Source organism: Rhizobium sp. P1_E6 (assembly GCF_056405875.1).
This window is the reverse complement of record NZ_JBFUBG010000055.1, coordinates 14,530-29,154: the sequence shown is the minus strand read 5'-3', so window position 1 is coordinate 29,154 and position 14,625 is coordinate 14,530. Positions and strand designations below refer to the sequence as shown.

Here is a 14,625-nt window from a genome sequence, read left to right as displayed (position 1 = left end):
CGATCTTAGCTGTCCAGGAAGCTTCTGAGCTTCCTGGAGCGGCTCGGATGCTTGAGCTTGCGCAGCGCCTTCGCTTCGATCTGACGGATACGTTCGCGGGTAACCGAGAACTGCTGGCCGACTTCTTCGAGCGTGTGGTCCGTGTTCATGCCGATACCGAAGCGCATGCGCAGAACGCGCTCTTYGCGCGGCGTCAGCGATGCCAGAACACGTGTCGTCGTCTCGCGCAGGTTCGCCTGGATGGCGGCGTCGATCGGCAGCAGCGCATTCTTGTCTTCGATGAAATCGCCGAGATGCGAATCTTCTTCGTCACCCACGGGGGTTTCGAGCGAGATCGGCTCCTTCGCGATCTTCAGGACCTTGCGGACCTTTTCGAGCGGCATGGCGAGCTTTTCGGCCAGTTCTTCCGGCGTCGGCTCGCGGCCGATTTCATGCAGCATCTGGCGCGAGGTACGAACGATCTTGTTGATCGTTTCGATCATGTGCACCGGAATACGGATCGTGCGGGCCTGGTCGGCGATCGAACGGGTGATCGCCTGACGGATCCACCACGTCGCATAGGTCGAGAACTTGTAACCACGGCGGTATTCGAACTTGTCGACCGCTTTCATCAGGCCGATATTGCCTTCCTGAATGAGGTCGAGGAACTGCAGACCGCGGTTCGTGTACTTCTTGGCGATGGAGATGACGAGACGAAGGTTCGCTTCGACCATTTCCTTCTTGGCGATGCGCGCTTCACGCTCGCCCTTCTGCACCATGTGCACGATGCGGCGGAATTCCGAGATCGAAATGCCGGTTTCCGTCGCGAGATTCTGGATCTCCTGGCGGATGTCGCGGATCGTCGTGTTTTCGCTCTTGGCGAATTCCTTCCAGCCGCGGGCGGCCAGATTGCCGATCGACTTCATCCAGTTCGGGTCGAGCTCGGCGCCCTGGTACTGTTCCAGGAACGAGTCACGCTTGACGCCGTAGGATTCAGCCAGACGCAGCAGGCGGCCTTCATTGGAAACGAGACGCTTGTTGATGTCATAGAGCTGTTCGACCAGCGCATCGATGCGGTTCTGGTTAAGCGACAGCGACTTGACGGCCTTGATCAGTTCGTCCTTGAGCTCCTTGTAGCGGCGCTCCTGGGCGGAAGACAGCGTGCCGGTGGCGGCAAGGCGCTGTTCGACCTGCTGGTCCTGCAGCTTGCGCAGCTTCTTGTAGGTCTCGGCAATGATGTCGAGCGTTTCCATGACCTGCGGGCGAAGCTCGGCTTCCATCGCGGCGAGAGAGAGGTTGGATTCGTCCTCGTCCTCTTCCTCCTCTTCCGGAGGCATGCCTTCGCCGCCGACATCGGTAATGTCGTCGTCACCGGAACGCGCACGCCGCGTCTTTTCCTTTTCCTCGGCAGCCTTGCGGTCGGCCTCGATCTTCTCGGGGCTCTGGAACTGCGGGGCGGCCTTGGCTTCCGGACCGGAATAGGTGGTTTCGAGATCGATGATCTCGCGCAGCAGCGTCGTGCCTTCGTTCAGTTCGTCGCGCCAGATGATGAGTGCCTGGAAGGTCAGCGGGCTCTCACAGAGGCCTGCGATCATCGTTTCGCGGCCGGCCTCGATGCGCTTTGCGATGGCGATTTCGCCTTCGCGAGACAGAAGCTCGACTGAACCCATTTCGCGCAGATACATGCGCACCGGGTCGTCGGTACGGTCGGTCGGCTCCTTCTTCTTGGCGGTCGCAAGCGCGGTGCCGCTGGAAGGCGCAAGCTCCCCGCCCTCGCTCTCGTCATTGTCGGAGCTGTCGTCATCGTCGCTGCTCGAAGCGCCGGCTTCCTCAGCCTCTTCATCCTCGATGACATTGATGCCCATATCGGACAGCATCGACATCGTGTCTTCGATCTGTTCGGACGTCACTTCTTCGGAAGGCAGGACGGCGTTGAGCTCGTCCATCGTCACATAGCCGCGCTTCTTGGCGGCCTTGATCATCTTCTTGACCGCGTCATCGGAAAGATCGAGAAGAGGGCCGTCGCTTGCGCCGTCGCGTTCGACTTCCGCTTCTTCGTTCTCTTTGACTTTCGTTGCCATTTATATCGTCGCCTTCCTGACGCTATTCATACTCGCTGCGGTGAATGACCCTGTCGTGGCCTGGCACGTGCGCGCCGGCCTCGAATCACCTATACCCACCTAACGGGATGACATTTAAAGCCTGATTAACCACGATTGCCGGCATCGGACAGCAAATCTTCATTGCTATTGGATTTCCGGCCATGGTTGTGCGATCCGCCTTGACCCAGTTCACCGCTCAAGTCGAATGGTGATTCCCACAAAATTTGTTCTCGTCAAGCTTTTCCAGAAAAAAAGCCACCGAAAACCCGGAAAAAGCCTTATCCACAGGCTTTGAACCGCGCCAGCGATTGCTTCGCTTATTTAGTATGTCACCGGGGAAAGACAAGGGCTTTCGGATAAACACCGAAATAGCCGCGGATCATTCCAACCTCACGCCACAGATTCTTCGCAAATCGCCAACATGAGTTGCAAAAGCAAATCGCGCACGATTATGGCGAATCTTCAAAAGCCGTGATCCGGAGTGGGGCGAGGATCGCGTTGAAAAATAAGCTGATCATTCTAGCAGCCGTCCTAGCAGTCGTCGCCATCAACGTTCTCGGCTATACGAAGGTAATGGCGAGGATCGGCTCAGGCTCGCCGCCTCCGGACGCGCCGCTGGCGCAACAGGCTGACCTCATTCGTGTCTATAAATCCGAACGCCGCATGGTCCTTTTCAAAGGCGACACTCCCCTCTCGACGTATCGGATTTCTCTCGGCAGCGCTGCCGATGAGGGGCCGAAGCAACGGGAGGGCGATGAAAAAACTCCCGAAGGACGCTACGAAATCGACTGGCGAAATCCCAGGTCCATGGCGCATCTCAGTCTGCACATCTCCTATCCAAATCCGGCCGATCGGCAGAATGCCGAAGCGAAAGGCTTTGCTCCCGGCGGCGATATCATGATCCACGGGCTTCCTAACGGTTGGGGCTTTCTCCAGAACATGCACCGGCTGTGGGACTGGACGGATGGGTGTATTGCCGTGACCGACCAGGAGATGCGCGATATCTGGGCGCGTGTCCCCGATAATACGCCCATTGACATTGCGCCCTAAACTATCGCCCTAGCGCGACAGCCCGTCGAACGCATTCACCGTCAGGACAGACAGATCGAGCGCCGGAATGCAGCGCAGATTGACGGAAGCCATCTCGACGCCATTGGGCGCCGTCGCTTCCCCGAAGGGCGCTATGCCGCACTTGGCGCAGAAATGATGCTTGATGGCATGGGTGTTGAACGTATAGGTCGACAGGTTTTCTTCCGGCACCGTCAGATGTAGCTGCTCGCGCGGTACGAAGCCGAGCAGGCCGCCACGCCGGCGGCAGAGCGAGCAGTTGCAATCGACTGCTTCCGTAAACGCGCCTTCGACCGTAAAGGCGATATTGCCGCAGTGGCAGCTTCCCTCGTATTTCATGCCCGCCTCCTCACATCCAGTCCATCACGACCTTGCCGGAATTGCCCGAGCGCATCGCCTCGAAACCGTCGCGGAATTCGTCGATCTTGATGCGATGGGTGATGACAGGCGACAGGTCCAGGCCGCCCTGCACGAAAGCGATCATCTTGTACCAGGTCTCGAACATCTCGCGGCCATAGATGCCCTTGAGGTTCAGCATCTTGAAGATGACCTTGTTCCAGTCGATCTCGAAACCGGCAGGCGCAATGCCGAGGATGGCGATCTTGCCGCCATTGTTCATCTTGTCGATCATGTCGCGGAAGGCCGGTGCCGCACCGGACATTTCGAGCCCCACATCGAAGCCTTCGGTCATGCCGATCGCCTTCATCACATCGGCAAGGTTTTCCTTTGAGGCGTCCACCACGTAGTCGATGCCGAGCTTGCGGGCGAGATCGAGCCGGTTCGGGTTGATGTCGGTTATGACGACCTTGCGCGCGCCCGAGCGTTTGGCGACGAGAGCGCCCATAATGCCGATCGGTCCGGCACCGGTGACCAACACGTCTTCGCCGACGAGATCGAAGGAAAGAGCCGTGTGGACGGCATTGCCGAAGGGATCGAAGATCGCTGCAATCTCATCCGGAATATCATCCGGGATCGGCACGACATTGGCTTCCGGGATACAGACGAACTCACCGAACGAGCCCGGCCGGTTGACCCCGACGCCGAGCGTGTTGCGGCAAAGATGGCCCCTGCCCGCACGGCAGTTGCGGCACTTGCCGCAGACGATATGCCCCTCGCCGGAGACACGCTCGCCGACATGGTACTTGGTGACGGACGAGCCGATTTCGGCAATCTCGCCGCAGAATTCATGGCCGACGACCATCGGCACCGGAATGGTCTTCTGCGCCCACTGGTCCCAGTTCCAGATATGCACGTCCGTGCCGCAGATCGCCGATTTCTTCACTCGGATCAGCACGTCGTTCGGGCCGACTTCCGGCACCGGCACATTTTCCATCCAGAGGCCGACTTCGGGCTTCGCCTTGACCAGTGCCTTCATCATGTTGGACATGATCTTTTCTCCTCAAGGCCCTTAGATAACGCCGAGTTCACGGCCTGCTTCGGCAAAGACGGCAATTGCCCGCTCCACATCCGCCTTCGAATGCGCAGCCGACATCTGCGTGCGGATGCGCGCCTGACCCTTCGGCACGACGGGGAAGGAGAAGCCGACTACGTAGACGCCCTTTTTCAGCATCAGTGCCGCCATATCCTGCGCGAGCTTCGCGTCTCCCAGCATGACCGGGATGATCGCATGCCCCTCGCCTGCCAGCGTGAAGCCGAGCTTGGTCATCTCCGAGCGGAAGAGCGTCGCATTCGCCGTCAGCCGCTCGCGCAGCGCATCGCCGTTTTCGATGAGGTCGAAGACCTTCAGCGAGGCAGCGGCAATAACCGGCGCCAGCGTGTTGGAGAAGAGATAGGGGCGCGAACGCTGCCGCAGCCATTCCACGATCTCGGCCTTGGCCGAGGTATAGCCGCCGGACGCACCACCGAGCGCCTTGCCGAGCGTGCCGGTGATGATATCGATCCGGCCTTCGACGCCGCAATATTCCGGCGAGCCGCGGCCATGTTTACCAACGAAGCCGACGGCGTGGCTGTCATCCACCATGACCATCGCGCCGTATTTCTCGGCGAGATCGCACACACCCTGCAGATTGGCGATGATGCCGTCCATGGAGAAGACGCCGTCGGTTGCGATCAGCTTGAAGCGGCTGCCTTCGGCCTTCTTCAGCTCTTCCTCAAGGGCCGCCATGTCATTGTTGGCGTAGCGGAAACGCTTGGCCTTGGAGAGGCGCACGCCGTCGATGATCGAGGCATGGTTCAGCGCGTCGGAAATGATCGCATCCTCTTCGGAGAGCAGCGTCTCGAACAGGCCGCCATTGGCATCGAAGCAGGAGGAATAGAGGATCGTGTCTTCCATGCCGAGGAAGGAGGAGATCCGCGCTTCGAGCTGCTTGTGTTCTTCCTGCGTGCCGCAGATGAAGCGCACCGAGGCCATCCCGTAGCCGTACCGGTCGAGCGCCTTCTTGCCGGCATCCGCCAGCTCTTCGTTATCGGCCAGACCCAGATAGTTGTTGGCGCAGAAATTCAGTACCCGCTCACCGGAGGCAACAGCGATTTCGCCAGCCTGCTTGGAGGTGATGATGCGCTCGGATTTGTAGAGACCGGCATCCTTGAGAGCGGCGAGTTCGCTGCGCAGATGCGAGAGGAAATTCGAGGTCATTATAGGCCCTTCTCTTGATGTTTCCCGTTGAGCGTCGGTTAGCACATCGCCATCGGCTTGTCTTGCTCAACGCTCAGCTGTGACAAGCAGAAAGGTAGGCCGGTCGAGCTCCTCGGCCCACTCAGGATGTTCGGCGAGATCCGGCTCGCTCGGCGCCCATTCCTCGACATGGCGGATGGTAAAGCCGGCAGCGATCAACGTGTTGATTGTCGTGCCGAGGCGGYGATGCTGTTTGACGACACCTTTGGCCAGCCAGTCCGTCGTCCGGCTTCCCTCGACCGCATAGCTGTCGAGCGGCCATATGCGCCGTCCCTCACTATCGGTGCTCCAGCCGGCATTGCGCGGTGCCATGAAAATCGGATGCTCGATCGTAAAGACGAAATGCGAGCCGGGAACGAGCGCCCGGTGAACCATCGCAACGAGCCGCACGAAGTTGCTGACATAGTGAAATGCAAGCGAACTATGCGCAAAATCGAACGAGGCTGCCGGCAGTTGCAGCTCTTCGAGATCGGCAATCCCATAGGTGATCGCCTCATCCCGCGTATCCGCCTTCGCCCGGGCAATCATTTTCTGCGAGATATCGAGACCGAGCACGCTTGCGGCACCGGCTGAACGGGCATACCGCGCAAACCAACCGAAACCACAGCCGAGATCGACAACGCGCTTGCCCGTGAGATCCGGCAATTGCGCCTGAACCGCCGGCCATTCGGCAGCGCCATCAAGCCCCTCGATCGAGCGGCGCATGACGCTGTATCCGGCGAAGAATTCCGCCGTATCATAGATATTCTGGCTCATGACGATCCTCCCGAGAGCAACTGTAAGACACCCGTCATCCTCTCAAGAATAAGGCATCCTGGGGTCGCAAGGCTAAAGCCTACATAGCCGCGCTATTCATCGTGAGACAGGATGATATCGAGGAAGGCGTCGCCGTAGCGCTCGAGCTTCGACTGGCCGACGCCGGAAATGCCAAGCAGTTCCTTACGGCTGCGCGGCCGTTCGGTGGCAAAGGCAATCAGCGTCGTATCGGGGAAGACGACATAGGGCGGCACGCCGAGCGATTTGGCGATCGACATGCGCTCGGCCCTGAGCGCCTCGAAGAGCGTGCCATCTGCACCCGAAAGCCCGGTCCTGCGCTCCGCACGCTCGGTCTTTTTCGCCCGGCGCTCGGAAGGCGCGCGATCCTTACGGAAGAAGACTTCCCGCTCACGCTTGAAGACGGAACGCGCCTCCGGCTCCAGCTTCAAGGCGCCGAAAGCTTCGTGATCGGTACGCACCAGCCCCATCGCCAGAAGCTGGCGGTAGACGGATTGCCAGGTGCGCGCCGGAATATCCTTGCCGACGCCGAAGACCGGCATACCGACATGTCCGAAGCGCTCGGTCTTCTCATTGATGTTGCCTATGAGCACATCGATCACGTGGCCTGCCCCGAAACGCTCGCCGGTGCGGTAGATAGCGGCCAGCGCCTTGATCGCAGCTTCCGTCCCGTCCCAGGTTTCGACCGGCTTCACGCAGGTATCGCAATTGCCGCATTTGCCGCCATGCGCCTCGCCGAAATGCGCCAGGATCGCCTGTCGCCGACAGGACGCCGTCTCGCAGATCGCCAACAGCGCATTCAGCTTGCCGCGCTCTATGCGTTTGATCTCGTCTGCCGCATTGCCCTCATCGATCATCCGCCGGCGCTGGATCACATCAGCCATGCCATAGGCCATCCAGACTTCGGAGGGCAGGCCGTCGCGGCCCGCACGGCCCGTCTCCTGATAATAGGCCTCGACAGAGCCCGGCAGATCGAGATGGGCGACGTAACGCACGTTAGGCTTGTCGATGCCCATGCCGAAGGCAACGGTGGCGACAAGGCAGAGTTCTTCTTCCTTCAGGAAAGCATCCTGGTTGGCGTCGCGCAGCGCCCGGTCCATGCCGGCATGATAGGCAAGTGCCCGGATACCCTGTGTGTTCAGCCAATCCGCCGTATCCTCGACTTTGGCGCGCGACAGACAATAGACGATACCGCTATTGCCTTTGTGGCCGGCGAGAAAACGTAAGAGCTGCTGGCGCGGCTGATCCCGCTCGACGATCTCATAGGCAATGTTCGGCCGGTCGAAGCTCGTCGTGAAGACCTCGGCATTGTCGAGCATCAGCCGCTCGATAATGTCCTCCCGCGTATGCGGATCGGCGGTCGCCGTCAGTGCAATGCGCGGCACGCCGGGATAATGCTCCGCAAGCCTGCCGAGTTCGCGGTATTCCGGCCGGAAATCATGGCCCCATTGGGAGACACAATGCGCCTCGTCGATGGCGAAAAGCGCGATCTTCGCATTGCTGATAATTTCGCGAAAACCATCCGTGAGGATGCGTTCCGGTGTGACATAGAGCAGGTCGAGATTATCAGAGGAAATAGCACGGCGGATCGCGACATATTCCTCGCGAGAAATGGAGGAATTGAGTGCGGCGGCGCGAATGCCGAGCTGCTTCATCGCTTCCACCTGATCACGCATCAGCGCAATCAGCGGCGAGACGACAATGCCGAGGCCTTGGCGACAAAGCGCAGGGATCTGGAAGCAGAGCGATTTGCCAGCGCCGGTCGGGAAGAGCACGACTGCATCGCCACCGGCAACGACATGCTCCACCACTTCCTGCTGACGCCCGCGAAAGGCGGGGTAGCCATAAATGCGCTTCAATACGTCAAGCGGCTGGGCCGGGCCCGCAAACAGGGCGTCCGATGCGGAGAGCGGCGGTTCGTTGCGTTCGGTCTGCTGCATCAGTGGCTCGCAGCGCCCTTGACGCGGCCGGAAAGCACACCGAAGCCATCGATGATGGCTTCCTGGTTCTCAAGCCGCAACGCCTCGAAATGGACTTCCTGTGAAGCGCGCATCAGCCGATCGATCTCGGCATCGTCGCCCGCCTCCGTCGCTTGCGCGATATCACGCTCCAGTTCGATCTTCTGCCAGCGCAGATCCTTGGCACGCTTGTGGAAGGCAAGCGCCTGGCGATAACCCTCGCGGGCATCTTCCATCGCTGCCTGCTCGGTGGCCGTCCAGAGCCGGGCATTACGCACCTGCTGATCAAGGTTCTTCAGGAGCGAACCGAAGCCCGCGACATCGAGGCACTCCAACAGGTAATCACGTGTCAGATGCGGCCCCGCGACAATGGCAGCCGCTCCCAGCATCGCCGACCAGAGCTTCTGCAGATCGCGATTGTCATAATCGATGGCAGCGATCTCGTCATAGTCGTCAAGCATCAGCGCGGGATGGTTGACGACAGTCAGCGCCAGCACACACTCACGGAGCGCCGCATTTTCCTGATGGCCACGCACGAGGCCCGAACGGGTCAGGCGATCCGATGCGAACGCCTGCGTTCGAGGTCCTCCGGCCTTCCCGCCCTGCTCCTTCTGCCCACGGAAATTGCCGCCCCTACCAAAATTGCTGCCACCACCGAAATTGCCGCCGCCACCGAAGTTGCGACGATCGCCGCCGCGATTCTGGAACTGCGGTTGGAAGAAGCTGTTCAGCCGGTCGCGCATATCCTGCTGGTAATGGCGGCGCACATTCTCGTCACCAATGACGGCAACGAGCTGTTTCAACCGCGCTTCCAGCTCGGCGCGCGCTTCCGGCGTATCGAAAGTGCCGTTTCTCGCCTCGCGATCCCAGAGCATCTCCGAAAGCGGTTTTGCCTGCGCCATGACCTTGTCGAAAGGTGCCCTGCCGTCCTGACGCACGAGATCATCGGGATCCTTGCCATCAGGCAGCAGAGCGAAACGCACGCTGCGTCCCGGCTTCAGATGCGGCAGTGCCAGATCGGCGGCGCGGTTGGCGGCACGAATACCGGCGCCGTCGCCATCGAAGCAGAGCACCGGCTGCGACGTCATCTTCCAGAGCAGGTCGAGCTGGTTTTCCGTCAGCGCGGTACCGAGCGGTGCCACGGCATTCTCGATGCCCGCCTGATGCAGCGCGATCACATCCATGTAGCCTTCGACGGCGATGATCGTGCCTTCGCCATTAGCCCCCTGCATCGAGCGCCGCGCACGGGCGAAATTGTAAAGCACATTGCCCTTGTGGAAGAGCTCGGTCTCATTCGAATTGAGGTACTTCGCAGGCGCATCCGGCGACATGGCGCGGCCGCCGAAGGCAATGACCTTCTCGCGGGAGGACAGGATCGGGAACATGATGCGGTCGCGGAACCGGTCGTAGGAAACAGGCACATTCTCGTGCACGACAAGCCCGCAGGCCTCGATCTGCTCCTTGGGCACGCCCTTGCCCGCCAGAAATTCTTTCAGCGCATTGCGGCTGTCAGGCGCAAAACCCAGCCGGAAGGTCTCGATGGTACGGCCCGTCAGCCCGCGTTCGCGCAGATAGGCGCGTGCTCGCGCGCCATTCGCCGTCTGCAACTGGCCCTGAAAGAACTGCGTCGCCATTTCCATGACGTCGAGAAGCGACGTGCGCTCCTTCTCGCGTTTTTCCATCTGCGGATCGGCAACCGGCATCGGCACGCCGGCCATGTCGGCAATCGTCTGCACGGCTTCTGGGAAACTCTGGCCTTCGAGTTCGGTCAGGAAGCGGAAATGGTCACCGGTCACGCCGCAGCCGAAACAATGGTAGCGCCCCTTGCGGTCTTCGCAGTGGAAGCTCGGCGACTTCTCGCCATGGAAGGGGCAGCAGGCCCAATAGTCGCCGCGCGAAACGTTGGTCTTGCGCTTGTCCCAGCTCACGCGCCGCGCAATCACGTTCGAAATGGGAACGCGATCGCGGATATCGTCCAGGAAGGTGGGGGAAAAGCGCATCTCTACCTCTTGCAGAACCTCCATATAAGCAGCTTTGCCGCGCCGCGCCACGAAACTTCTGCCGTAAGTCCCGCTTTTCACAGGGCGGGAGACACTGTCACAAACGCTTGCCGGCGCCATTCAACAACGCGTTATCGGCATCGCGCAGGGGGTGCGACATTTTTGACATCTCTCAATTTTCGAGGCACCGGTTTCATCCACGCCGCGAGAGCCCGTCGCTTCGAAAGACAAAGTGAAAACAATAATTTAAAAAAGAAATGGCCAGTTTTGATTACCCTCCCGGAAGAGCGCCACACGCGTCCGTATACACAATCCGGAAGGTCGGATTCGGGATTATTATATTTTTGTAATTTGAATAAGCCGGGGCGTCGCAATAAGTTCGGTCTCAACAAAGCGATCCCCGAGCGAGGCACCATCCCTACCCCCGGCGCCGCCTCGCAAGGGTGCCTTTGCAAATACCCGCCGGCTTGGGTTTCGACCCTGCGTCGCCGACGGAAGCAAAGAGCAAGAAGGCAGGAGCGCCCCCAGCTCCTGCCTTCTTATTTTTGGGAGCAATTTCAGCAAAAGTGCGCTGCGGTTTTGCGTCCGGAATTGCGTAAAAGCAAAGCGACGGAGTATTTCCGTCTTTCGGAGAAAACCGGAAATGCTCAGGGCTCTTCGCCGTGGCTTTTATTGAGCTTTACCTTACTGATTAACCCCTAAAATACAAAAGCATTGACACTTCCAATAGGCGTGGCAAATGAATGCGCAAAACTCCTGGACAGCGCTATGGCCTACACCGCAGAAAAACTTGCAGCCGATGATAATTTTCTTGCTGCAATTCTTCATTGTGCCAATCAAATGCTCGCGATCTATCGCGAGAGCCCGCGTATTGCATCGATATTCGCAGCACAACAGCGCTGGTTGATGGCGCATGCGGGCTTTGCTCTTTATTATGGCTATCCCGGTGATGAGAAGCGCGGCCTTTACTCCGGCCGCTTCATCGATTTCGTCATCCAGAACAAGATCGCCAGCCGCAACACCGCAGCCGCCTTCGTGCAGGAAATGCTGGCCTATCGCTTCCTGCGCCCCGTTCCGGGCGACGACAAACGCACCCGCTTTCTCGAACCGACGGAAACGGCCGAACACCATTTCACCAAATGGCTGACCGCCCACCTGATGATTCTCGATAGCCTCGATGGCGGTAGCCGCGCGGAAAATCTGACGACCGATCCCAAATTGATCGCGCGCCTGCAGCCGGTCATTGCCAGAAAGATCATCGAGACTGAAGCTGTCCGTGACCCTGGCGCCACCTTCAACCTCTTCAACTGGGCCAATTCCGGCGGCCTCGTCATGGACTATCTGATTTCGCGCCTGCCGGACTTTCCCCGTTCCGCCGACCGCGTCGCCGTCGGTCCACTGTCGCTGCGCGAGATACGCGATCAGTTCATGATTTCCAATACGCACCTAAAGCGCCTGCTCACGCAGGCGGCGGATATGGGAAGCGTGGGCTGGACCGAGCCGCCGAGAAAGGGCGATTTCTGGCTCTCCCGCGGCTTCGTGCTCGAATATTGGAATTATCAGGCGGCGAAATTCGCCATTATCGACGCTGGCGCCGAAACGGTGCTTGGGCCTGCGGTCGAAGAACAACCGCAGGCAAGACGTCTTATTTCAGCAGCTCTTTGACGGTGCCGGAGGCCTTGGCAAAGTCCATCTGGCCGGCGTAGCGCTCTTTCAGGGCAGCCATTATCTTGCCCATGTCCTTCGGGCCTTCGGCGCCGACATCCTTGATGATGGCAGCAATATTTGCGCGCACCTCGTCGTCGGAAAGCTGCTTGGGCATGAAGTCCTGGATAAAGGTGATTTCGGCACGCTCCTTGGCTGCAAGCTCGGGACGAGCGTTCTCTTCGTAGATCTTTGCCGACTCGTCGCGCTGTTTCACCATCTTGGCGAGGATCTGCAGCACTTCGTCGTCACCAGCCTCTTCCTTGCCGACGCCGCGATTGGCGATGTCGCGATCCTTGATCGCCGCCTGGATGAGGCGGATGGTGCCAAGACGCTCCGTCTGCTTCGCCTTCATGGCCTCTTTGAGCTGGGTGCTGAGTTGATCGCGCAGCATGTCGTTACTCCTTCTGGAGCATCGCACCGAAAAGTGCGAAGCGGTTTTCGGGTGGTCCGATGCTTGAACAAAAACCTGGAGCGACGAATCCGTCTCTTGGACCGCCGCTTTAGAATGGCGCTTCATAAACCAGGCTGATGCGTGGGATCAAATAAATTGCGAGAATCCCGGCAATATCAGCAGGAAAAGTGCAGCAATCTGCGGTACAAAGATTGACCTAGGCAAAGAGCGTGGCTATCTACCGCCACCTGCACCAAAATTCGTGATCAGGCGTCAAACGCGGCCAAAGCCGCGCGCCTGCACCTGCGAGATCAAATGGCCGGCCAGCGTTACCGAACGCAAGAGCCCGCCGGAAACGGGATGAAGATGACCGCGACAGCACCCTGGACAACCGAAAAGCCGACCGCCCTGCTCGTTCTCGCCGACGGCACCGTCATCGAAGGCAAGGGCATCGGCGCCACCGGCAAGGTCCAGGCCGAGGCGGTCTTCAATACCGCGCTGACCGGTTACGAGGAAATCCTGACCGACCCCTCCTATCTCGGCCAGATCGTTACCTTCACCTTCCCCCATGTCGGCAATATCGGCACCAACGAAGAAGACATCGAAGACCTGACGCCGGCTGCCCGCCACGGCGCAGTCGGGGTGATCTTCAAGGCCGATATCACCGAACCCTCGAACTATCGTGCCGCAAAGCACCTCGACGCCTGGCTTAAGGCCCGCGGCATCGTCGGCCTCTGCGGCATCGACACGCGCGCGCTGACCGCCTGGATTCGCGAAAACGGCTCTCCGAACGCCGTTATCGCCCATGACCCCACAGGCAACTTCGATGTGGACGCGTTGAAGGCAGAAGCCAAGGCCTGGAGCGGCCTCGAAGGCCTCGACCTTGCCAAGATCGCGTCGTCCGGGCAGTCCTCGCAATGGTCGCAGACCCCCTGGATCTGGAACGAAGGTTACGGCGAACTCGCCGCCGCTGACAGCAAGTATCATGTCGTCTGCCTGGATTACGGCGTGAAGCGCAATATCCTGCGCCTCTTCGCCGGTCTCGACTGCAAGGTCACGGTCATGCCGGCAACGGCGAGTGCACAGGATGTGCTCGCCCTTCAGCCGGATGGGATCTTCCTGTCGAATGGCCCGGGCGACCCAGCCGCCACTGGCGAATATGCCGTGCCAGTCATCAAGGAACTGATCAGCACCGATATCCCGGTCTTCGGCATCTGCCTCGGCCACCAGATGCTGGGCCTGGCACTCGGCGCCAGGACCGAGAAGATGCACCAGGGCCATCACGGCGCAAACCATCCCGTCAAGGACCACACGACCGGCAAGGTCGAGATCGTCTCCATGAACCACGGCTTCGCGGTCGATACGAAGTCGTTGCCCGAAGGTGTTGAGGAGACTCACGTTTCGCTGTTCGACGGTACGAATTGCGGCCTGCGCGTTCTCGGCAAGTCGCTCTTCTCCGTCCAGCATCATCCGGAAGCCTCCCCCGGTCCGCAGGACAGCCACTACCTCTTCCGCCGCTTCGTCAACATGGTGCGCGAGAAGAAGGGCGAACCGGCACTCGCCGAACGCTGATATCAGTTCAAGGCCCATTCAAGCGGGCCTTTTTCTTTGTCCGCATATTGACCTCAACATAACTTGAGGAATTACAGAAGTGCCTGCAACACATCAGATGCAGGAGAAACTGGATGAGCGGAGCTTTCTACAGAATAGACAAATTCGTCGTGCCGGCTGCGGCGCGCGAGGAATTTCTCGTCAAAGTGATGATGACCCATAAGGTGCTGGAAGCCCAGGAAGGCTTCGTCAATCATGCGGTGCTGGAACAGGTTGCCGGCCCCGGCGAATTCAATTTTGTAACAGTTGCCGAGTGGGAAAGCGCCGATGTTGTCGAGCGTGTGCGGGCAGTTGTCGCCGCAGCCCACAAGGCGGCCAATTTCGACCCGCAGGAAATGTTTGCGCGCCTTGGCATTCGCGCCGATCTCGCCAGCTACAAGCCAGTGGCTGCCTGACAAAA

General features: G+C 59.6%; 13 protein-coding genes. 5 read left to right on the top strand and 8 right to left on the bottom strand.

The genetic code is table 11. The features are described from left to right. Nucleotides 1–5 precede the first annotated feature (5 nt). On the bottom strand, nucleotides 6–2,060 hold the full coding sequence (gene rpoD, locus AC1D35_RS22770) for an RNA polymerase sigma factor RpoD (protein WP_477940161.1): 2,055 nt from the start codon (nucleotides 2,058–2,060) through the stop codon (nucleotides 6–8). A gap of 519 nt (nucleotides 2,061–2,579) precedes the next feature. On the opposite strand from rpoD, the gene AC1D35_RS22765 reads away from it, so the two are divergent. Next, nucleotides 2,580–3,131 carry a L,D-transpeptidase family protein gene (locus AC1D35_RS22765; protein ID WP_113308845.1) on the top strand — a complete coding sequence of 184 codons (552 nt, stop codon included), beginning with the start codon at nucleotides 2,580–2,582 and terminating at the stop codon, nucleotides 3,129–3,131. A 9-nt stretch (nucleotides 3,132–3,140) separates the two neighbouring features. On the opposite strand, the gene AC1D35_RS22760 is transcribed toward AC1D35_RS22765, so the two are convergent. The 6 genes from AC1D35_RS22760 to dnaG all read right to left on the bottom strand — a co-directional run bounded on the left by AC1D35_RS22760 (nucleotide 3,141) and on the right by dnaG (nucleotide 10,516). Beyond that, complete coding sequence (locus AC1D35_RS22760; RefSeq protein ID WP_113308844.1) at nucleotides 3,141–3,488, bottom strand: GFA family protein; 348 nt, start codon at nucleotides 3,486–3,488, stop codon at nucleotides 3,141–3,143. Nucleotides 3,489–3,498: 10 nt separating this feature from the next. Beyond that, nucleotides 3,499–4,536, bottom strand: a complete 1,038-nt coding sequence (gene tdh / locus AC1D35_RS22755; protein ID WP_113297632.1) for an L-threonine 3-dehydrogenase — start codon at nucleotides 4,534–4,536, stop codon at nucleotides 3,499–3,501. Nucleotides 4,537–4,557: 21 nt separating this feature from the next. Beyond that, a complete protein-coding gene (locus AC1D35_RS22750; protein WP_113308843.1) occupies nucleotides 4,558–5,745 on the bottom strand; it encodes a glycine C-acetyltransferase in 1,188 nt (395 codons plus the stop codon). A 66-nt stretch (nucleotides 5,746–5,811) separates the two neighbouring features. After that, the gene (locus tag AC1D35_RS22745; RefSeq protein WP_477940159.1) at nucleotides 5,812–6,540 is read right to left on the bottom strand and encodes a class I SAM-dependent methyltransferase; all 729 of its coding nucleotides are present in this window, start codon (nucleotides 6,538–6,540) and stop codon (nucleotides 5,812–5,814) included. A gap of 92 nt (nucleotides 6,541–6,632) precedes the next feature. Beyond that, nucleotides 6,633–8,498: a DNA helicase RecQ gene (gene recQ, locus AC1D35_RS22740; RefSeq protein ID WP_113308841.1), complete on the bottom strand. Its 1,866-nt coding sequence runs from the start codon at nucleotides 8,496–8,498 to the stop codon at nucleotides 6,633–6,635. After that, entirely contained in the window at nucleotides 8,498–10,516 is a 2,019-nt protein-coding gene (gene dnaG, locus AC1D35_RS22735; protein ID WP_113308862.1) for a DNA primase, read from the bottom strand. Before dnaG ends, recQ begins: the two co-directional genes overlap by 1 nt. A 162-nt stretch (nucleotides 10,517–10,678) precedes the next feature. On the opposite strand from dnaG, the gene AC1D35_RS22730 reads away from it, so the two are divergent. Next, nucleotides 10,679–11,218 carry a hypothetical protein gene (locus AC1D35_RS22730; RefSeq protein WP_162748478.1) on the top strand — a complete coding sequence of 180 codons (540 nt, stop codon included), beginning with the start codon at nucleotides 10,679–10,681 and terminating at the stop codon, nucleotides 11,216–11,218. A gap of 66 nt (nucleotides 11,219–11,284) precedes the next feature. Then, the gene (locus tag AC1D35_RS22725) at nucleotides 11,285–12,181 is read left to right on the top strand and encodes a hypothetical protein (protein WP_113297628.1); all 897 of its coding nucleotides are present in this window, start codon (nucleotides 11,285–11,287) and stop codon (nucleotides 12,179–12,181) included. On the opposite strand, the gene AC1D35_RS22720 is transcribed toward AC1D35_RS22725, so the two are convergent. Continuing rightward, nucleotides 12,162–12,614, bottom strand: coding sequence for a GatB/YqeY domain-containing protein (locus AC1D35_RS22720; protein ID WP_113297627.1), 453 nt, complete (start codon nucleotides 12,612–12,614; stop codon nucleotides 12,162–12,164). The genes AC1D35_RS22725 and AC1D35_RS22720 overlap by 20 nt on opposite strands. 366 nt (nucleotides 12,615–12,980) lie before the next feature. Between AC1D35_RS22720 and carA the strand changes: the two genes are divergently transcribed. Both carA and AC1D35_RS22710 read left to right on the top strand, forming a co-directional pair. Next, nucleotides 12,981–14,186, top strand: coding sequence for a glutamine-hydrolyzing carbamoyl-phosphate synthase small subunit (carA, locus tag AC1D35_RS22715; RefSeq protein WP_477940154.1), 1,206 nt, complete (start codon nucleotides 12,981–12,983; stop codon nucleotides 14,184–14,186). Between the two features lie 113 nt (nucleotides 14,187–14,299). Next, a complete protein-coding gene (locus AC1D35_RS22710) occupies nucleotides 14,300–14,620 on the top strand; it encodes an antibiotic biosynthesis monooxygenase (RefSeq protein ID WP_113308840.1) in 321 nt (106 codons plus the stop codon). The last annotated feature ends 5 nt before the right edge of the window (nucleotides 14,621–14,625 follow it).

Coding starts and splice junctions, on each gene's coding strand:
- AC1D35_RS22760 (WP_113308844.1), bottom strand. CDS start 3,488: ATGAAATACGAGGGAAGCTGCCACTGCGGCAATATCGCCTTTACGGTC.
- tdh (WP_113297632.1), bottom strand. CDS start 4,536: ATGTCCAACATGATGAAGGCACTGGTCAAGGCGAAGCCCGAAGTCGGC.
- AC1D35_RS22750 (WP_113308843.1), bottom strand. CDS start 5,745: ATGACCTCGAATTTCCTCTCGCATCTGCGCAGCGAACTCGCCGCTCTC.
- recQ (WP_113308841.1), bottom strand. CDS start 8,498: ATGCAGCAGACCGAACGCAACGAACCGCCGCTCTCCGCATCGGACGCC.
- dnaG (WP_113308862.1), bottom strand. CDS start 10,516: ATGCGCTTTTCCCCCACCTTCCTGGACGATATCCGCGATCGCGTTCCC.
- AC1D35_RS22725 (WP_113297628.1), top strand. CDS start 11,285: ATGGCCTACACCGCAGAAAAACTTGCAGCCGATGATAATTTTCTTGCT.
- AC1D35_RS22720 (WP_113297627.1), bottom strand. CDS start 12,614: ATGCTGCGCGATCAACTCAGCACCCAGCTCAAAGAGGCCATGAAGGCG.
- carA (WP_477940154.1), top strand. CDS start 12,981: ATGACCGCGACAGCACCCTGGACAACCGAAAAGCCGACCGCCCTGCTC.
- AC1D35_RS22710 (WP_113308840.1), top strand. CDS start 14,300: ATGAGCGGAGCTTTCTACAGAATAGACAAATTCGTCGTGCCGGCTGCG.